Below are 20,421 nucleotides of genomic sequence, written 5' to 3' on the forward strand. Positions count from 1 at the left end.
ACATAGCAAGCGTATGTAGCAGGTCATTCAGCGGTTAACTGAACCTTTTTCTTACGCCGCCGCAGCTTATCCATCATCAAATAGACCACCGGCGTGGTGTAGAGCGTCAGCAACTGGCTCATCACCAAACCCCCGGCGATGGTGATGCCGAGCGGTTGACGCAGCTCCGCGCCGTCACCGCTGGTCAACACCAGCGGCAGTGCGCCAAACAGCGCGGCGAGCGTGGTCATCAAAATCGGGCGGAAACGCAGCTGGCACGCCTGGAAAATCGCGTCGCGCGGCGACAGATTGCCGTTGCGCTCGGCATCCAGCGCGAAGTCGACCATCATGATGGCGTTTTTCTTCACGATACCGATCAGCAGCAGAATGCCGATCAGTGCAATCAGGCTGAACGGCGTGTTGAACAGCTCCAGCGCCAGCAGCGCGCCGACGCCCGCCGACGGCAGCGTGGAGAGAATGGTCAGCGGATGCACATAGCTCTCATACAGAATGCCCAGCACGATATACACCGCCGCAATCGCCGCCAGCATCAGGTAGAGTTGATTGGATTGCGACTGCTGAAACACCTGCGCGGTGCCGGCAAAGCTGCCGCGCACGCTGGAAGGCACGCCAAGCGCGGTAATGGTGCGGTCAATAGCTTCAGACGCCTGCGACAGCGATACGCCTTCCGGCAGGTTGAAGGAAACGGTGGACGCCGCCGACAAGCCTTCGTGGTTCACCGATAGCGGCGCGTTGGCCGGTTGCCATTTGGCAAACCAGCTCAGCGGAATTGCTTTGCCGTCGCTGTTGATCACAAACATCTGATCGAGTGAACTGATGTCCTGGGTGTAGCGCGGATCAACTTCCATCACCACTTTGTACTGGTTGAGCGGTTGATAAATGGTGGAGATCTGGCGCTGACCAAAGGCGTTATTCAGCAGGGCATTAGCGGCAGAGACATCAATGCCGAGCCGCGCCATGCTTTCACGGTCGTAAGTCAGATTCATTTCGCTGCCGTTGTCCTGCTGATCCGAGTTGACGTCCGCCAGCTCGGGCAGGGCGGCGAACGCCTGACGGATTTTCGGCTCCCATTCGCGCAAATCATTCAGGTTATCCGACAGCAAACTGTACTGATAGCTGGCGTTGGACTCACGTCCGCCAATACGAATGTCCTGCACCGCGTTGAGATAGAGATTGGCACCGGGCTCTTTCGCCAGCTTGATACGCAGCCGGGCAATCACTTCCTGCGCGCTTTCGCTGCGCTCGGAGAGCGGCTTGAGCGAGACGAACATCGAACCGCTGTTGGTACGTGAACCGCCGGTAAAGCCGGTGACGTTATCCACTGCCGGATCGGCTTTGATGATGTTCATGAAATCCTGCAGCTTGCCGCGCATCGCCTGAAACGAAATGCTCTGATCCGCCGAGATAAATCCTTGTAAGCGGCCGGTATCCTGCTCCGGCATAAAGGTTTTCGGAATCGAGATGAACAGCCAAACGGTGAGCGCCACGGTGCCGAGCAGCAACATCAGCACCCAAATAGCGTGATTCAGCACCCAACCCAATGAGCGCGCGTAGCCGTTTTGCACCTTCATCAGCAGCTTGCCAAAACCGCGGATACGCGGCTGGCTGCGTTTGACCTGCGGTTTCAGCAGATAGGCGCACATCATCGGCGTCAGCGTGACCGAGATAAACAGCGAGATCAGAATCGCCACCGACAGCGTAATAGCGAACTCCGAGAAGAAGCGGCCAATAATGCCGCCAATCATCAGCAGTGGCAGGAACACGGCAATCAGCGACAGGCTCATCGACAGCACGGTAAAACCGACCTCGCGCACGCCGGTCAGCGCCGCCTGCAGCGGCTTCATGCCCGCTTCGACGTGGCGCGCAATGTTCTCCAGCACCACAATGGCGTCATCGACGACAAATCCGGTGGCGATGGTCAACGCCATCAGCGAAAGGTTATTCAGGCTGAAGCCACACAGATACATGGCGGCGAAGGTGCCAATCAATGAAACCGGCACCGCAGCAGCGGGGATCAGCGTGGCGCGCCAGTCGCGCAGGAAGGCAAACACCACCAGAATCACCAGCGCGACGGCGATGATCAGCGACTGCTCCACTTCATGCAGCGAGGCGCGAATCGTTGGCGAGCGGTCCTGCGCAATTTGCAGATCGATGGCAGCGGGGATCACGTCGTGCAGTTCCGGCAATTCGCCACGAATGCGATCGACGGTATCGATGATGTTGGCTTCCGGCGATTTACGCACCACCAGCAGCACCGCCGCTTTACCGTTGGTCATCCCGGCGTTGCGTACATCCTGCACCGAATCCTGCACGTTAGCGACATCGCTGAGGCGCACCGCCGCACCGTTGTTGTAGTGCACCACTAGCGGCTGATATTCGCTGGCGGTTTGCAATTCTCCGTTAGTACGTAACTGCCAGCGCTGCTGCACGTCGTCAATCGCGCCCTGCGGACGGCGCTGGTTGGCGTTGCTGATGGCGGTACGCACCGCATCCAGTGATACGCCCTGGTTGAACAGCGCCTGCGGATTGAGTTCAACGCGCACCGCCGGCAGCGAACTGCCGCCGACCGTCACATCGCCTACGCCCTCGATCTGCGACAGCTTCTGCGCCAGTTGCGTTGAGGCGTAATCATACAGCTGACCGGGATTATAAATGTCCGAGGTCAGCGTCAGGATCATGATCGGCGCATCGGAAGGGTTGGCTTTGCGATAGCTGGGACGGCTCGGCATGCCGGTTGGCAGCAGGCTTTGTGCGGCGTTGATCGCCGCCTGCACATCGCGCGCCGCACCGTTGATGTCGCGATCAAAATCGAACACCAGAATGATACGCGTGCTGCCCAGCGAGCTGGTGGAGGTCATTTCGCTGACGCCCGCGATGCGTCCTAGAGAGCGCTCCAGCGGCGTTGCCACCGATGCCGCCATGGTTTCCGGCGACGCACCGGGCAGCGAAGCCGAAATCAAAATCACCGGGAAATCCAGCTGTGGCAGCGGCGCCACCGGCAGCAGACGGAAGCCGAGAATACCGGCCAGCGCAATCGCCAGCGTCAGCAAGGTGGTGGCGACCGGACGATGGATAAACAGCGCGAAAAACTTCACGACTGCGCCTCCGGGCGCTTAAAGCGACGGCGCGTAGCGTGCGACAGGCGATCAAACAGCAGATAGATCACCGGCGTGGTGAAAAGCGTCAGCACCTGGCTCACCACCAAACCGCCCACCATGGCGATCCCCAGCGGACGACGCAACTCCGCGCCAACGCCGGTGCTCAGCATCAGCGGCAGTGCACCGAGCAGCGCCGCCAATGTGGTCATCAGAATCGGGCGGAAACGCAGCAAGCACGCCTGATAAATCGCCTCGCGCGGCGCCATGCCTTGCTCACGTTCCGCTGCCAGCGCGAAGTCGATCATCATGATGGCGTTTTTCTTCACGATACCGATCAGCAAAATAATGCCGATAATGGCGATGATATCCAGCTCATTACCGCTCAGCATCAGCGCCAGCAGCGCGCCGACACCGGCGGTGGGCAGCGTCGAGAGAATAGTGATGGGATGGATAAAGCTCTCATATAGCACGCCGAGCACGATATACATCGCCACCACCGCCGCCACGATCAGCCACACGGTGCTGGACAGCGCCGCTTCAAAGGCCAGCGTGCTGCCCTGGAACTGCGTCATCATTTCGGCGGGCATGCCGACCTGATCTTCCGCTGCGCTCACCGCCTTCACCGCATCGCCCAGCGAATACCCCTCCGCGACATCAAACGAGAAGGTCGCCGACGGGAACTGGTCGAGATGGTTGATGCTGAGCGCGGCGTGGCGCTCCTCAATCTGCGCGATGGCGCTGAGCGGCACGCTGCCGCCGTCGCTGCTGGTCAGGCGAATGCCGTCAAGGCTCGCCAGTCCCGGCGTGGCATCACTGTTCTGTTCCAGCACCACGCGATACTGATTAGCCTGGGTGTAAATGGTCGAGATCAGGCGCTGGCCAAAGGCGTTATACAGCGCGTTATCCACGTCGGCCATGCTGATGCCGAGGCGGCTGGCGCTGTCACGATCGACACGTACAAAAGCTTCCAGACCTTGATCCTGCCAGTCGCTGCTGACGTCGCGCAGTTGCGGCAGCGTGTTAAGTTGCGCCAGCAGTTTCGGCACCCACAAACTCAGCGACTCCAGCGAACCCGATTGCAGCGTGAACTGGTACGGCGTGCGACTCGCCTGGGTATCAATGGTCAAATCCTGCACCGGCTGCAGCCACAGGGAAATGCCGGGCACTTTGGCTAACGCCTGTTGCAGACGCTGCTGCACGGCCGGAATGCGATCGTCACGCTCATCCAGCGGCTTCAGGTTGATTTGCAGGCGCGCGCTGTTGAGCGCGGCGTTGGTGCCATCGACGCCGACAAACGAGGTCATGCTCTGCACCGCCGGATCTTTCATGATGATCGAGGCGACATCGCGCGTGCGCTCTGCCATGTTGGCGTAAGAGACCGACTGCGGCGCCTGCAAGGTGCCCTGAATAATGCTGTTATCCTGCTGCGGGAAGAAGCCTTTGGGGATCATGATCCACAGCAACACGGTGATCAGCAAGGTGCCGAGCGCTACCGATAAGGTGATCCACGGATGCAGCAGCACGCGCGTTAAGCCGCGTCCGTAACGGGCAATAATGCGGTCAAACATCGCTTCGCTGGCCCGCGAGAAGCGGTTCTGCTTGCGCAGCGATTCAGCGCTTAACATGCGGGCGCACATCATCGGCGTCAGCGTCAGCGACACCACGGCGGAGATCAAAATCGCCACCGCCAGCGTCACGGCGAATTCGCGGAACAAGCGGCCAATCACATCGCCCATAAACAGCAGTGGAATGAGCACCGCAATCAGCGAGAAGGTGAGGGAGATAATGGTGAAGCCAATCTCGCCCGCGCCTTTCAGCGCCGCCGTCAGCGGCTTTTCGCCCTTTTCGATATAGCGCGAGATGTTCTCGATCACCACGATGGCGTCATCAACCACAAAACCGGTGGCGATGGTCAGCGCCATGAGCGTCAGGTTGTTGATCGAGAAGCCCAGGAAATACATCGCGGCAAAGGTGCCGACCAGCGACAACGGCACGGCCACGGCGGGAATGAGGGTCGCCGGAACGTTACGCAGGAACAGGTAGATAATCATCACTACCAAACCCATCGCCAGCATCAGTTCGTGCTGGGTATCGCTGACCGAAGCGCGGATGTTGGTGGTGCGGTCGGTAAGCAGTTTCACCTCCACCGATTTCGGCAGCGTGGCGGTTAATCCGGGCAGCATGGCGCGAATATTATCGGCGGTGGCGATGATGTTAGCGCCGGGCTGGCGCTGCACGTTGAGCACAATCGCCTGCTGACGGTTCGCCCATGCGCCCAGCCAGCTGTTTTCGGCACCTTGTTCGATGGTCGCCACATCGCCCAGTCGCACCGGCGCGCCGTTGTTATAGCTGATGATCAGCTTGCGATAGTCTTCCGCCGAGGTCATCTGGTCGTTGGCCGACAGCGTAATTGAGCGCGTTGGGCCGTCGAGGCTGCCTTTCGCCGAATTGACGTTAGCGTTAGTAATGGCGGTGCGCACCGATTCGCTGGTCAGGCCGAGCGCGGCCAGCGCCTGGGTGTTCATCTTCACACGCACCGCAGGACGTTGCCCGCCCGACAGCGTGACTAAACCCACGCCCGACACCTGAGAAATCTTCTGCGCCACGCGCGTTTCCACCATGTCCTGCACCTGCGTGAGCGGCATGCTGGTGGTGGTGACGGCGAGCGTCATGATCGGCGGGTCGGCCGGATTCACTTTGCTGTAGACCGGGGGATTTGGCAGATCGCTCGGCAGCAGATTGGTGGCGGAGTTGATCGCTGCCTGTACTTCCTGCTCGGCAACATCCAGTGGCAGCGTCAGCTGAAACTGCAATGTGACAACCGACGCGCCGCCCGAACTCTGCGACGCCATCTGCTTCAGGCCGGACATCTGGCCAAACTGGCGTTCCAGCGGCGCGGTAATGGAAGAGGTCACCACATCGGGAGAAGCGCCGGGATAGAGCGTAACCACCTGAATGGTCGGATAATCGACTTCAGGTAACGCGGAGACCGGCAGAAAACGGTAGCCGAGCACGCCGGCTAACAGAATGGCGATCATCAGTAGCGTGGTGGCGACCGGGCGCAGAATAAACAGGCGCGAAGGTCCACCGCTGCTGTCAGGAGGCATCACCTGCATTATTGACGCTCTCCGCGTGCGGGCTGCGCAGCGCGCGTGCTGTGGGTCGCGGCGCTTTGTGGCGCCACCACTTCAACGGTGGCGCCTTCCGTCAGGCGATCGAGCCCGTCGGTCACCACGCGATCGCCCGCTTCGAGTCCCGCGCTGATCACCACTTTCTGGCTATCCTGCAAACCGGCGGTAACGCGTTTCTTGCTCACTTTGTTGTCGCTGTTGACCACCCAGACAAAGTGACCATCGTTGCTCATCTGCAACGCGGCGGTGGGGATCACCACCGCATCCTGCAAGGTGTCCACTTTCAGACGCGCGTTGACAAACTGATTAGGGAACAGCGTGTCATCTTCGTTGCTGAAGCGTGCTTTGAGTTTGATGGTGCCGGTGGTGGCATCAATCTGGTTATCGAGGCTCAACAGCGTGCCGCTGGTCAGCAGCGTTTTGTTGCTGCGATCCCAGGCTTCGACGATCAGCGGCTGTCCGCTTTTCTGCGCTTTGAGGATTTGGCTGATGTTGTTCTCGGCGACGCTGAACACCACGTCAATGGGGTGCGTTTCGGTGATCACCACCAATCCGGTGGTATCGCCGGAGGTGATGTAGTTGCCGACATCCACCTGCTTCAAGCCGACCCGTCCACCAATCGGCGCAGTAATGCGGCTGTAGGTGAGATTAAGCTGGGCGCTGGCGACGTTGCCTTCATCAGCTTTTAGGGTGCCGAGCGTTTCGCTCACCAGCGAACGTTGCGTATCGAGTTCCTGCTGCGATACCAGCGAGGTTTTCGCCAGTTTTTCATAGCGACTGAGATCGCGGCGCGCGTTGGCGAGCGTAGCCTGGTCTTTTGCCAGTTGGCCCTGCGCCTGAGTTAATGCCACCTGATAAGGGCGCGGATCGATTTCCGCCAGCAGCGCGCCAGCGGCCACTTGCTCTCCTTCCTGGAAGTGCAGCGCCATCAATTGGCCGTCAACGCGGCTGCGCACCGTAACGGTGTTGGCGGCGGTCACGGTGCCAAGGCCACTGAGGAAATACGGCACGCTTTGGGTGGTGGCAGCGGCGGCTTGCACTGGCGCTAAGGGGCGTTTGCCACCTGCGCCGCGACCACGCTGCTGCTGACCTTCGGCCTGCGGCTGTTTATTCGGTTCCGCTGGATGCTGCCACCAATAATATCCGCCCGCCAGCACGGCAATCACGGCTACGGCCAGTAAGCTTGTTTTAATTCGACGGTTCATCAAGGCGTGTGCTCTCCAGCATTTTTCGTTTTCCCCAATGCGAAATATAAAAATAGCCATTTCGCAAACGAATGATTGTAGTCGCCCGGACCGGGCAAAAATTGAAGGAAATAAGAATATCGCCCCATTGAAGGTAAGTATTCATATTCTGTAAATATTCTGCCAGCAATAGGCATAAGCGCGGCAATTTCCTTTGCTAAGCTCAATACAGACCTGTCTCGTTTGAATAAGGAGAACAAAATGAGTCAACAGAAACTCCGCCAGCTCGGCGACAGCGGTATTGAAGTTCCCCGTCTCACCTTTGGCGGCAATGTGTTTGGCTGGACGGTGGATGAGAAAACCTCATTTTCCCTGCTTGATGCGCTGGTGGAGAAGGGCTTGTTCTTCATCGATACCGCCGACGTTTATTCGCGCTGGGCGCCGGGTAATGAAGGTGGCGAATCGGAAACCATCATCGGTAAATGGCTGAAGAAAAGCGGCAAGCGCGACAGCATCGTGCTGGCCACCAAAGTCGGCATGGAGCTGTCGCCGGAGAAAACCGGCCTCAAGCCGGCTTACATTCGTCAGGCGGTAGAAGATTCGCTGCGCCGCCTGCAAACCGACGTCATCGATCTTTATCAGGCGCACCGCGATGATGACGCGACGCCGCTGCTGGACACGCTGAAAGCCTTCGATTCGCTGATCAAAGAGGGCAAAGTGCGTGCCATTGGCGCGTCTAACTACAACGCTAAACGTCTGCAGGAAGCGCTGGACGTGAGCAAGCAACATGGCCTGGCGCGCTATGAAACCCTGCAGCCGGAATACAATCTCTACGATCGTCAGGAGTATGAAAGCGGTCTGGAGCAGGTTGCGGTGAAAAATGGCCTCGGCGTGATTAACTACTATTCGCTGGCCAGCGGCTTCCTCAGCGGTAAGTACAAAAAGCCAGAGGATGCCAGCAAAAGTCAGCGCGGGCAGGGCATCGTCGACAAGTATCTGAATGAACGCGGCAAGCGCATTGTTGAAGCGCTGGAAGATGTCGCCGCCTCGCACGATGTATCGGCAACGCAGGTCGCGCTGGCGTGGCAGATTGCCCGTCCGAGCATTACCGCCCCGATTGTCAGCGCCACGTCGCTGGAGCAGCTGGATGAACTGGTGAAAGCCACCCAGCTCGAGCTCAGCAAGCAAGAGATCGAAGAGCTGGCGAGCGCCAGCAAACTGTAAGGTTTTCAGGGACGCTGCGGCGTCCCGCTATTTTCCAGCTCTGCCTCACAAAAAATGCCATTTCCCACAAAAGATTTTCAATCATCGACAGACGTCACAATTGCGTTAACGCACTATCATCCTGCGGTAAACTGCGCACATATTTGCAAAAACTGACAAATCCTCAGCACTATCCTCTGTTCGATCCATTCCAGTAACTTCATATAAGAATAACCATCATGAACAGAAAAGAAGCAGTGCAGCATTTACCCCGCCTGGCAGCGGGAACTCTGATGTTTGCGATGCTGAGTGCATCTGCGCTGGCCGCTGATGCTTTCAGTTACGACTCTCCCTATATGTTTGGTGATTGGGGCGGTTACCGAACGCAGCTGGAAAATGACGGCATAAAATTCGACGTTAACTACACCATGGAAAGCGGCTCCAATCTGGCGGGCGGCGCCGATACCAACACCTCAATGCGCTACAGCGATCAGTGGGCGTTTGGCGCTAACTTCGACCTGGAAAAACTGCTCAACTGGCAGGATGCGCAATTCCAGATGACGATTACCGATCGTAATGGTCAGAACATTTCCGACCAGGTCGCCGATCGTCGCACCGGCATGTTGTCCTCAACTCAGGAAGTGTACGGACGCGGCCAAACCTGGCGTTTAACCCAGTTCTGGTTAAGCAAAGGTCTGTTCGATAACACCGTGAACCTGAAAGCCGGTCGCGTTACCGTCGGTGAAGATTTCGATAACTTTGACAGTAAGTTCCAGAACCTGGCGTTCGGTAGCGGCCAGGCCGGTAACTGGCGTGGCGATCGCTGGTTCAACTGGCCGGTGTCCCAATGGGGCGGCCGCGTGAAGGTGAATATCACACCAGAAGTGTTCTTCCAGGTGGGCTTCTATAACCAGAACCGCGCCAACTACGATCGCGGCGACGGATTCCGTCTTGATACCAGCAACTCCGAAGGCAATCTGGTGCCGGTAGAGTTGGGCTGGAAACCGACGTTAGGCGCCGACAAGCTGCCGGGTAATTACCGTATCGGCTATTACTACTCTTCGGCTAACGGCGACAACTACGGCAGCTGGCGCGATGGGGCTTATCAAAGCCAGGATCACGCTTACGGCGGCTACGTGCTGTTGCAACAGCAACTGACCGCGCAGGGCGGCGATGCCAGCCGTGGTTTGGGCGTCACCGTTCAAGCGGTGATGAACGACCACAAAACCTCTAAAACGGATAATTATCAGTCGGTGAGTTTCACCTGGAAAGGGCCGTTTGATGCGCGTCCGCAGGATGAGATTGGTGTGGGTGCGGCACGTATTCACGTTAACAGCGCTTACACGCGTTCGCAGCGTGAGCAGAACAACGCGAACGGCGAGACCGACTTTAATAGCCCAACCTATCTGCCGATTCAGGATGGCTCAGAGTACAACTATGAGATCTACTACAACGCGCAGTTGACCAAATGGCTGCAGCTGCGTCCGAACCTGCAATATGTGGTCGCGCCGGGTGCGGTGAGTGAAGTGAAAGATGCGTTTGTGGGTGGGATCAGTGCGAACGTGAATTTCTAATGTGTGAGACTGGTCGCCATGAATGGCGACCCTACAAAGTAAAGCAGGGCGGCAATGAGGCCGCCCTGACTTTTATCTGAACATCACTTCGGCCCAGCGGGCGAGGCCGGCGGTCACCGAGGCGAAGTCATCGCCACTGGCGATAGGCGTATCGGGCAGCGCTTGTTGTAACGCCGCGCGCAACACCGGAGAACGTGCGCTACCGCCGGTGAGATAAATCACTTCCGGTTTGGTTTCACAGGTGGCGAGCGCCAGATGCACTTGCTCCAAAATGCGTTCCAGCGGTTGATTGATCGCGTCTTCCAGCTGCGCAGCGCTAATTTGCGCCTGCAATTGCGCGGCGATAAATGCCAGCGAGGCATCGGTCTCTTTCACCTCCGACAGCGCAATCTTGCTCTCTTCCGCCGCACGCACCAGACGATAGCTCAGCTTCTGCTGCCACACTTTCAGCAAGTGCGCCACTTTGTCGCTGTGTTCAGCATCGCGGATCAAATCGCGCAGCAGTTTGCCGCTGGCCGCAGAATAGAAGTCGCTCTGTGCCGGAACGTCGTTGATAGCCACCGCATTCCACCACGGCAGTGCGGGCAGCGCGGTGCCTTTCTGCGTATTGCCACCGAGCCCCAGCAGCGGCATCAGGGTTTTAAACGCCAGCATAATGTCGAGATCGTTTCCGCCCACGCGGCATCCGCTGTGGCCAAGTAAACTTTCACGGCGATCGGTTTTATGACGCCATTCCGGCCCCATCAGCAGCATCGAGCAGTCGGTGGTGCCGCCGCCGATATCGACGACTAATACGCGCGTCTCTTTCTGCAGCGTGGCTTCGAAATCGAGGCCCGCCGCCACCGGCTCAAATTGGAACTCGACATCACGAAAACCGGCGCGCTGTGCCGCACGCAGCAGAATGCCTTGTGCCTGCTGGTTAGCCTCTTCGCCACCTAAACCCTGGAAGTTAATTGGGCGACCAATCACCGCTTGCTCAATCGGGCGATCGAGCTGGGTTTCGCCTTGCTGACGAATGTGCAGCATCATCGCGCACACCAGATCTTCAAAGAAGGCGATCTGCTGCGGTTTCAGGCCGTTAGCGCCGAGGAAGGATTTCGGTGACTTCACGAACCACACTTCTTCGGGATCGACCATATATTGCTGCAGCGCGGTCAAACCGAACTGCACGCTGCCCGGCGTGACGTCGATATCTTCTTCGCGGTTATAGCGCAGCGCACGCTGCAATAACGCGGTGCCTTCGCTGTCGGGCGTTGGCACCTGATGATGGCGATGCAGCCATTCGCTGATCGCTTCGCGCGTTGGCGCACAAATCATGGAGGGAAGCAGGCGCTGACCATTCTCCAGTGTCAGCAGGCGCGGCGTGCCATTATCGCTGACCGCAATTGAGCAGTTTGCTGTGCCGTAATCGAATCCGATAAACATATTTATCCCCCATGCCGGAAAAAAGGGGGCGACTTTAGCGCAGCCAGCGCGGGCTGGCAATGGGCAGACGTGGCAGATTACATCTGCACTTCCTGATAAACGTGATACTGACCACGGCCCGCGTGTTTTGCGCTGTAACAGGCGACATCGGCCTGTGACATCACCACATTGCTGATGCAGTTACGTTGATATATTTGCGTGATGCCGGCACTCGCGCCGACGTGATAAGGCTGATCCTGCCACATAAAGCGATATTCGCTCACGGCACTGACGATACGCTGCACCACGTCGCGCACCTGATCCACTTCGCAATTCGGCATTAGCACGCCAAATTCGTCGCCGCCTAAACGCGCCAGCATATCGCTACTGCGCAGATGATGCGGCATCAGCTCTGCCAGTTCGCGCAGCAGCGCATCACCGGCGGCGTGTCCGGCGGTATCGTTCACCGCTTTGAATTTGTCCAGATCGATAAACACCAATACGTGGTGAGTATGGTTGTTCGCCGCATCGTTCACCAACTGCTTCAAACGCTGCTCGAAGCTGTGGCGATTTGGCAGGCGCGTCAGCATATCGTGTGAAGCGCTGTAGCTCAGGCGCTTCATCACCTTGCGCGATTCACTGACGTCCTGAATAACCATCACTGCGCCGATGCTGGCGCCGGTCAGGGTTTTCAGCGGCGTGATGCTGTAGTGAATCTCCACGCGTGTGCCGTCTGGTGTATGCAGCACCAGCTCTTCATCGAGTTCGGGGGAGATTTTTTCGTCCGGCAGCTGGCACAACAGCAAATTATCGACGCGCGGGCCGCTCGCGCCGCGCGTGATGTTAAGCAGTTCGGTAATGGGTACGCCTGCGGCTTTTTCCTGTGGCCAGCCGCTCAGCGTTTCGGCCACCGGATTCATAAAGGTGACGCGCATTTCATCATCGGTACTGATCACCGCTTCGCCGATGGAATCGAGGGTGATCGCCATGCGCTCTTTTTCCTGGAACAGCGCTTCATTCAGCGCGCGCAGCGGCGTGATGTCCTGACAGATGCCGAGCATACGTTCGATCTGCCCATCCTGACTCAGAATGCGGTTGGCCTCAGAGCGCACGTAGCGCGGGCCTTCCGGTAGATTAATCCGGTATTCCAGCTGGAAAGCGCTGCGGCGTTCGATGGCCTGCTGCACCGCAAGCGTGGCGGTTTCCCGCTCGGCCGGATCAAGCAGATGCACCCACAGATCGTAGGTGGGCGTCTGATGCGGATTTAAGCCAAATAGCTCATACATGCGCTTGTCCCACAACATCTCGCCGGTCAGCAGATTCCACTCCCACACGCCAATGCCGCCAGCTTCATTGGCCAGCGTGATGCGCTCCATCAAGCGGCGATTAACCTGCTCACTCTGCTTCAGTTCGGAGATATCGATAATCTGCGCGATGAAGTAGTGCGGCTGTTGCGCGGCGTCGCGCACCATCGATACCGTCAGGCGCGCCCAGACGATTTCGCCATCCTTGCGGAAATAGCGCTTCTCCATGGTGTAGGTCATGATTTCACCCGCCACCAATCGCTCCAACTGCTGTAAATCGTTGTTGAGATCGTCGGGATGGGTGATTTGCTGGAAGGTGAGCTTTTTCAGCTCATCGGCCGGGAAACCAAGCGTCTGGCACAGCGAATGATTGACCTGCTGCCAACCGCCATTCGGCGAAACCAGCGCCATGCCAATCGCGGAGTATTCCATGGCGTTACGGAAGCGGGTTTCACTCTCGCTGATATGATGCTTCTCGCGCTGGAAGGCATCCATCACCAGCGCCATCACGTGGCTCGGCAGCAGCACCAACAGAAACGGCAGCCAGGTGCTGACCTGGCCGAGCAGCATGCCGTTGTGCGCCAGGTTGACCCAGTTAAAGGCCAGCAGAATCGAGATGAAACTGGCGTTGAGGAAGAACAGCAGAAACGCTTCGAACTTGGGTAGCCGCACCGAGCACCAAAAAAGAATCACCACAATAAAAGTGAAGGGCCACGGCAGAAAACGCAGCGACAAATAGCTGGCGAGCAGCGTGACAAGCAGCGTCAGGCCGGTTTCCAACTGACGGCCTGGCGTCAAAATCTGGCGCAGCGGTTTATTTGGCCACAGCAATAACACCGGGCCAAACGCCAGCACGCCGATCACCTCAGAAATCACCCACGTCGAGAAGAAGGGCAGTGACGCATTGCTGCCCACATGCAGCATCCACAATGCCACAACGCCACCTAACAGCGGCGCAATCAGGCCGGCGCACAGGGCAAAGCGCACCCAGTCGAGTAACGAATTGAGCGGGGCGCGGCGATCGAGCAGCGCGCGCAGCATCACGCCGCCCAGAATCGCCTGTACCATATTTAAGATGGCGAACTTAATGTTACTGAGTGCGGGACCAATAATGATCAGATTGGCCAACGCGGTACCCAGTACGCAGGCAAGCAGCAGCAAGGGAACGTGTTTGGAGTGGGCGCGAAACACGATCACCGTCATCAGCGCGGTGGAGTACCAAAGCGGCGAAATACGGCCACTGACAACAATCAGTTCCAGGCAAAATAGCGTCAGTAGAAAAGTGAGCCCGCCAATGAGCAAGGCATTGAGCCAGGTTCGCTGTGGCCTTTCCTGTGAAGTTAGTATCTCGAGGGTCATGCAAGAATCCAGCAGCGCGCACCTGATTCACGATGGAAAATGCGCCAATCATTCACTATTTTGCATGCTAGCACATCTGTTTGAGATGTCTGCGGGGAATTCGACTTTAGTCGTTATTCACTGAATTGATTGGCCCTTTGCGCGCAAAGGGCCAAACGGGATTAGCGAAAAAGATCGGCGCGGGTAAACGGCTTTTCTAAGCCGGCAAGATTGGCAGAGAAGCGTTCGAGGAACTGTTGCGTGGTGGCGACGCGGCCGTGGCTGAGCAGCAACAGCGGCACCAGCAGCGCGACGCCAATCTGCGGCAGGCTAAAGCCCTTCAGCGAAGTACGGCGCTGCGTCAGCAGGAATGCGGTGCTAAGCGTAAAGCCGAGCATCAGGCCCGCCAGCACTTCGCTTTTGGAGTGCGCGTGGATGACCAGGCGCGACAGGCCGACCATCAACGGAATCAGATAACCGATGCCAATGGTAAACAGGCGCCAGCGCGGCGACCAGCGGCCGGAGATCAGCCACATCATCACCGGCCAGAGCGTGGCCGACATCGCGCTGTGGCCGCTGAAGCCGGTAAAGTTGAATCGGGCGCTACCAATGCCAAAGCCGAGAAACAGGATTTTCGAGACGCTCACCACCAGGCCAGCCAGACCAAACGCCAGCACCCAATACCAGACGGTTTGGCGGTTGTCGCTTTTCCATGGCAAGACCAGCGCGATGATCACCGCGGTCGGGATCAGCAACATGCTGTCGCCAAAATAGGTCAGGGTTTTCCAGCTCATACTTTTCCTTGTGGCTATATTCGGAGTGCCAACGCCGGCTGCAGTGTTGGCAGATGAACAGTGTATCGATTAAGCGTCTGGCTGCAAAAGGGGATATTCTGAAAAGCCGTTGGCCCATTTCTCTGGCATCAACCCGGTGAAATACCTATAATTGCCGCCAACTAACCCTCTCATTCGGCCCGTTGCAGCTTCGGCTTAGGCAGGCTCCAGTTATCAGGTCTCAAAAAAGTATGACTGACAAGTCTCATCAGTGCGTGATCGTTGGCATCGCAGGTGCATCCGCATCCGGAAAAAGTCTTATCGCCAGCACGCTCTATCGTGAAATCCGTGACCAGGTCGGTGACGAGCATATCGGTGTGATCCCCGAAGATGCCTACTATAAAGATCAGAGCCACCTCACCATGGAAGAGAGGGTGAAAACCAACTATGACCATCCGAGTGCGATGGATCATGATCTGTTGTTGCAGCACCTGCGCGCGCTTAAAGCCGGTCAGGAAATTGAGTTGCCGGTTTACAGCTATGTTGAGCACACCCGCACCAGCGACTGTATTCATCTCAAATCGAAGAAAGTCATCATCCTTGAAGGCATCTTGCTGTTAACCGATGCGCGCCTGCGTCAGGAGATGAATTTCTCCATCTTCGTCGATACGCCGCTGGATATCTGTTTGATGCGCCGCATGAAGCGCGATGTGAATGAGCGCGGTCGCTCCATGGATTCGGTGATGAGCCAGTATCAGAAGACCGTGCGTCCGATGTTCCTGCAGTTTATTGAACCTTCCAAGCAGTACGCTGACATCATTGTGCCGCGCGGCGGGAAAAACCGTATCGCGATTGATATCCTCAAGGCCAAGATTAATCAGTATCTTTGACGACATGGCGTCCGCCCCGGCGTGACGCGCTGTCGTAGCCATTCGCTACACTTAATTCATGGAGTACCTGCGATGAGATTATGCGATCGCGATATTGAAGCTTGGCTGGACAACGGAAAGTTGGCGATTGAGCCGCGCCCGCCAGTGGAACGCATCAACGGCGCCACGGTGGATGTGCGCCTCGGCAATCAGTTCCGCACTTTTAGCGGTCATACGGCGGCGTTTATTGATTTGAGTGGTCCAAAGCATGAAGTCAGTGCCGCGCTGGACCGTGTGATGAGCGACGAGATTGTGCTGCCGGAAGGCGAAGCCTTTTTCCTGCATCCTGGCGAGCTGGCGCTGGCGGTAACGCTGGAATCGGTCACCATTCCTGACGATCTGGTCGGCTGGCTGGATGGCCGCTCTTCGCTGGCGCGCCTGGGTTTGATGGTGCACGTCACGGCGCACCGTATCGATCCGGGCTGGCAAGGTCGTATCGTGCTGGAGTTCTATAATTCAGGCAAACTGCCGCTGGCGCTGCGTCCAGGCATGTTAATTGGTGCACTGAGCTTTGAGCCGCTGTCGGGCCCGGCTGCGCGACCGTATAACCGTCGCGAAGATGCCAAATATCGTGGTCAGCAGGGCGCGGATGCCAGCCGCATCGACAAAGACTGACTACAAAATGCTTGCCAAAATACATCGAGGTGCAGCAAGGCGGCAAGCGAGTCAATCGCCGGCAGCTTACATCAGTAAGTGACCGCGGGGAGCGAGCGCAGCCAACGCTGCTGCAACGTGAAGTATGAAGGCAATGAGGATGTGATGAGAAGAGTGATAACAACGCTGGCCATCCTGTTAGTGGTGGTGGTAGCGGGCATGACGGCATTGGTGTTGCTGGTCAATCCCAACGACTTTCGCACCTACATGGTAAAGCAGGTAGAACAGCGCAGTGGTTATCAGCTTCAGGTAGGCGGCGATCTGCGCTGGCACGTCTGGCCGCAGCTTAGCATTCTCGCCGGACGCATGAGTCTGACCGCGCCGGGTGCGACGCAGCCGATGGTCACCGCCGATAATATGCGCCTGGATGTCCATCTCTGGCCGCTGTTGTCGCATCAGCTTAGCGTCAGCCAGGTGATGCTGAAAAACGCCATCATCCGCGTCACGCCAGACAGCGCCGCACAAAAGCCGAGCGGCGCGCCAGTGGGGCCGGGTGATGCCGAGCCAGTGAGCAGCAGCGATAACGGCTGGTCATTCACGATTGGCAAACTGCGTCTTGCCGACAGCCTGCTGATTTGGCAGCAGCCCGGCGGCGACGAATATAATTTCCGCGACCTCAATCTCAACCTCGATCAGGATGCCAGCAAGCAGGCCAGCATCAATCTGGCTACCCGGATTTCGCGTAATCAGCGCAATGTTAGCGTCAATCTCAAAGGGCAGATGAATGTGGCGCAATATCCACATCGTCTGGTCGGACAGCTGGATGAGTTGAATTACGCCATCGACGGCGCCAATCTGCCAACGCAGGGGATTAAAGGTACCTTGAGCGGTCAGGGCGAATGGAACGGCGACAATCAGCGTTTCTCCTTACAGAAGATGCAGCTTACCGCCAATGACAGCGCACTGGATGGCAGCGCCGAGGGACGTCTGGCGTTGCCGCAGCAGCTTAATCTGGCGCTGCATGCCACCAGTTTAAACATCGACGCGTTGATGGCGAATGCACCGTTGACGGATAGCAGCGCGCCGCAGCGTGCCAACGTGGTGAGCACGCCAGTGATTGCGGAGCCGCGGATGCGTGATAACAGCGACTCACCGCTGAATCAGCTGGATCTGACGCTCAATCTCACCGCCGATAGCAGCGTGTGGCGCGGCCTGACGCTGACCAACTTGCAGCTCGACGCCAGCAATCAGCAAGGTTTGATGACGCTGAGTAAGCTGCAAGGCAAATTCGGTGAAGGCCATTTCTCCGTTCCTGGTTCGGTAGATATCCGCAAACCGGTGACGCAAGTGGCATTCCAGCCTGAGCTGGATAACGTCGCCATTGCGCCGCTGCTGAAAGCTTTAGAGCTGCCAGAAACGCTTCAAGGCACCGTCTCACTGAAAGGCGATGTGAGCGGCGCTGGATTGAGCATCGAAGAGGCAAAACGTAACTGGCAGGGCAGTGCGGATCTGGAAGCGACAAATTTGCAGCTTTCGCAGCTGAATCTGCAGCAGATGGTGCGTCGTGCGGTGGCGCGCGTCAGTAATCGTGTCACCAACGATCAACCCGACGATCAGGGCATTCAACAGTTAAGTGGGCGCGTCAGTCTCAAGCAAGGCATCTTCAGCTTGCCGGATCTGCAGGGCGGCAACAGTCGTCTGGCGGTGCAGACCAAAGGCAATGTCGATATGGTTAAGCAGCAACTCGACGTCACCATTAATATGATGCTGCGCGGCTGGCAGGGCGATGACAAATTAGCTGCGCTGCTGAACCAGCAAACTATTCCGCTGCGCATGTACGGCGGCTGGAATAATTTGCAGTACTCGTTGCCGGTGGATGACGTGGTGCGTCAGCAGTTGCAAAGTGAAGCGAAGTCGCGTCTGAATCAGTGGTTGGATCGCCAGCAACCGGGGAAACAGCCATAATTCAACGTCGCCTTGCGCTATTGTTGTAGGGTCGCCATTTATGGCGACCTGCTTGGTTAAGATGCGATCGGCACTATCTCAACTTTCTGTACGCGGTGGTTTTCTACCTGCAACGTTCGCAGCAGATAATCGCCGATCTGCAACTCTTCGCCTTCCTGCGGCACATGTTGCAGGCTATCCATCAGTAATCCCGCCAGCGTGTGGTAATTACGCTTTTCATCGAGCGGCAGCTGCACGTAGACGGCTAAATCCTCTAATGGCATATGACCATTCGCCACCCAACCGCCGTCGGGCAGCACTTGAATATCATAGCGCGCATCGATTTTTTCCCCTTCATTCGGCAGATTGCCGGCGATGGTTTCCATCAGATCGCTCAGTGTGACCACCCCTTCCACCGAACCAAACTCATCCACCACAAAGGCGAAGTGGGTGCGCGCGTTGCGGAACTGCTCCAGCGCCTGCAACAAGGTGACGCGTTCAGGAAAGATTAATGGCTGGCGAATCAGCGAACGTAAATCCAGTGATTTGCTGTGCAACGATTGATGCAGCAAATCAATCACGTGCACTACGCCAAGCGGGTCGCGGCCCTGTTCGGTCACCAGAATACGCGTGTGCTGGTTACGATCGAGCTTCGCCATAATCTCCGCAGGATCTTCGCTGAGGTCGATATGTTCGACGTCGTGGCGCGACGTCATGATGCTATTAATCTGGCGCTGACCAAGCCCCAACACGCGCGCAATCATGCGCCGTTCCTGGCGGTTAAATAGTGCGCCTTCTTCGCTGTCGCTCACCAGTGACGCGGTATCGGCGTCCAGTTCCGCACGCTGCGCCTCGCCGCGCAGAATGCGCAGAATGGCTTCCGACGTGCGCTGACGTAATGGGCGCCCAGCGGTGAGAAAGCGGCGGCGGTTAAACATCGCCAGCTGATTGAGTATCTCAATGACGATGGAGAAACCAATCGCCGCGTAGAGATAGCCTTTCGGAATAATGAAGCCTAAACCCTCGGCCACCAGGCTGAAGCCGATCATCAGCAGGAAGCTCAGGCAGAGAATCACGATGGTCGGGTGACCGTTGACGAAACGCGTTAGCGGCTTACTCGCCAGCAGCATCAGCAGAATTGCCACCGTCACTGCCGCCATCATCACCGGCAGCTCGTTGACCATGCCAACGGCGGTAATCACCGAGTCCAGCGAGAAGATGGCATCCAGCACCACTATTTGCGCCACCACCGGCCAGAATTTAGCACCGTTCTTATTTTGACCAGTTTCCTCGTCAGCGCCTTCCAGGCGGCTGTTTAACTCGGTGGTGGCTTTATAAAGAAGAAAGAAGCCGCCGCACAGCAGCAGCAGATCGCGGGCGCTGAAGTCGTGATGCAACAGGGTAAACAGCGGTTTTGTAAGCGTAACCAGCCAGGAAAGTGAGGCGAGCAGCGCTAAACGTGACACCAGCGCGAGTAGTAGACCGATAATGCGCGCACGGTCGCGTTCTTTGGGCGGCAGCTTTTCGACGAGGATGGCAATGAAAACCAGGTTATCAATGCCCAACACCAGCTCCAGAACGATTAGCGTGACTAATCCAGCCCAAAGCGACGGATCAATGATCCACTCCAACATGCGTTAGTTACCTTAATGTCTATCAATTGAGCTTAATCTGATGATAGTTAAATGAAGTAAAGGGTACAAATACCTTCCGGCCCGTCAAATCTGCGGAAACGGCAAATCAAGATGGTTATTCCTGGCTGCTGTCACGGCGGATAAGATGAAAGTATGGATAAAGAAATCCTTTTCGTAATGGCCAGTATTAATTTTTCTCAACAGGTAAACGCGTGCATTTTTAATGCAAAATATTGAGGTGGAGAGTATCGAATTTATCTGAATTTTACGGGGAAATGGCCTGAAAGGGCTGGCATCAATACTTATCGCTG

12 protein-coding genes are annotated in these 20,421 nt (G+C 57.2%); 5 read left to right on the forward strand and 7 right to left on the reverse strand.

The genetic code is table 11. The features are described from left to right. Positions 1–23 precede the first annotated feature (23 nt). From mdtC to K5Y32_RS14740, 3 genes are read right to left on the reverse strand one after another with little or no spacing between them, the layout of a single operon-like run. Positions 24–3,095, reverse strand: coding sequence for a multidrug efflux RND transporter permease subunit MdtC (mdtC, locus tag K5Y32_RS14730; protein WP_222184750.1), 3,072 nt, complete (start codon positions 3,093–3,095; stop codon positions 24–26). Next, positions 3,092–6,214 (reverse strand): MdtB/MuxB family multidrug efflux RND transporter permease subunit, encoded by a 3,123-nt coding sequence (locus tag K5Y32_RS14735; RefSeq protein ID WP_222184752.1) that lies wholly within the window; start codon positions 6,212–6,214, stop codon positions 3,092–3,094. Before K5Y32_RS14735 ends, mdtC begins: the two co-directional genes overlap by 4 nt. Further along, positions 6,214–7,434 carry an MdtA/MuxA family multidrug efflux RND transporter periplasmic adaptor subunit gene (locus tag K5Y32_RS14740; protein ID WP_222184754.1) on the reverse strand — a complete coding sequence of 407 codons (1,221 nt, stop codon included), beginning with the start codon at positions 7,432–7,434 and terminating at the stop codon, positions 6,214–6,216. The genes K5Y32_RS14735 and K5Y32_RS14740 overlap by 1 nt, the downstream gene beginning before the upstream one ends. A gap of 240 nt (positions 7,435–7,674) precedes the next feature. Here K5Y32_RS14740 and K5Y32_RS14745 point away from each other — a divergent pair, with 240 nt between their 5' ends. Together K5Y32_RS14745 and K5Y32_RS14750 are read left to right on the forward strand one after the other, a co-directional pair. Then, positions 7,675–8,637: an aldo/keto reductase gene (locus K5Y32_RS14745; RefSeq protein ID WP_110866641.1), complete on the forward strand. Its 963-nt coding sequence runs from the start codon at positions 7,675–7,677 to the stop codon at positions 8,635–8,637. Positions 8,638–8,855: 218 nt separating this feature from the next. Next, on the forward strand, positions 8,856–10,190 hold the full coding sequence (locus K5Y32_RS14750; protein ID WP_167391199.1) for a carbohydrate porin: 1,335 nt from the start codon (positions 8,856–8,858) through the stop codon (positions 10,188–10,190). Between the two features lie 72 nt (positions 10,191–10,262). Here K5Y32_RS14750 and yegD read toward each other — a convergent pair whose 3' ends face one another. The 3 genes from yegD to K5Y32_RS14765 all read right to left on the reverse strand — a co-directional run bounded on the left by yegD (position 10,263) and on the right by K5Y32_RS14765 (position 15,030). Then, positions 10,263–11,615, reverse strand: a complete 1,353-nt coding sequence (yegD, locus tag K5Y32_RS14755; RefSeq protein WP_222184756.1) for a molecular chaperone — start codon at positions 11,613–11,615, stop codon at positions 10,263–10,265. Positions 11,616–11,692: 77 nt separating this feature from the next. After that, the gene (locus tag K5Y32_RS14760) at positions 11,693–14,257 is read right to left on the reverse strand and encodes a diguanylate cyclase (RefSeq protein ID WP_222184757.1); all 2,565 of its coding nucleotides are present in this window, start codon (positions 14,255–14,257) and stop codon (positions 11,693–11,695) included. 161 nt (positions 14,258–14,418) lie between these two features. Further along, entirely contained in the window at positions 14,419–15,030 is a 612-nt protein-coding gene (locus tag K5Y32_RS14765) for a phosphatase PAP2 family protein (protein WP_101763357.1), read from the reverse strand. Positions 15,031–15,260: 230 nt separating this feature from the next. Between K5Y32_RS14765 and udk the strand changes: the two genes are divergently transcribed. The 3 genes from udk (at position 15,261) to asmA (ending at position 18,497) form a co-directional block, all read left to right on the forward strand. Further along, complete coding sequence (gene udk, locus K5Y32_RS14770; protein ID WP_008104883.1) at positions 15,261–15,899, forward strand: uridine kinase; 639 nt, start codon at positions 15,261–15,263, stop codon at positions 15,897–15,899. Positions 15,900–15,971: 72 nt separating this feature from the next. After that, positions 15,972–16,553: a dCTP deaminase gene (dcd, locus tag K5Y32_RS14775; RefSeq protein ID WP_007888946.1), complete on the forward strand. Its 582-nt coding sequence runs from the start codon at positions 15,972–15,974 to the stop codon at positions 16,551–16,553. Between the two features lie 144 nt (positions 16,554–16,697). Then, positions 16,698–18,497 carry an outer membrane assembly protein AsmA gene (gene asmA / locus K5Y32_RS14780; RefSeq protein WP_222184759.1) on the forward strand — a complete coding sequence of 600 codons (1,800 nt, stop codon included), beginning with the start codon at positions 16,698–16,700 and terminating at the stop codon, positions 18,495–18,497. 56 nt (positions 18,498–18,553) lie between these two features. On the opposite strand, the gene K5Y32_RS14785 is transcribed toward asmA, so the two are convergent. Continuing rightward, positions 18,554–20,110: a TerC family protein gene (locus K5Y32_RS14785; protein ID WP_222184761.1), complete on the reverse strand. Its 1,557-nt coding sequence runs from the start codon at positions 20,108–20,110 to the stop codon at positions 18,554–18,556. Positions 20,111–20,421: the final 311 nt, after the last annotated feature.

Origin of the sequence: Pantoea sp. DY-15, from assembly GCF_019795935.1 — a bacterium.
Classification (GTDB): Bacteria; Pseudomonadota; Gammaproteobacteria; order Enterobacterales; family Enterobacteriaceae; genus Pantoea; species Pantoea leporis.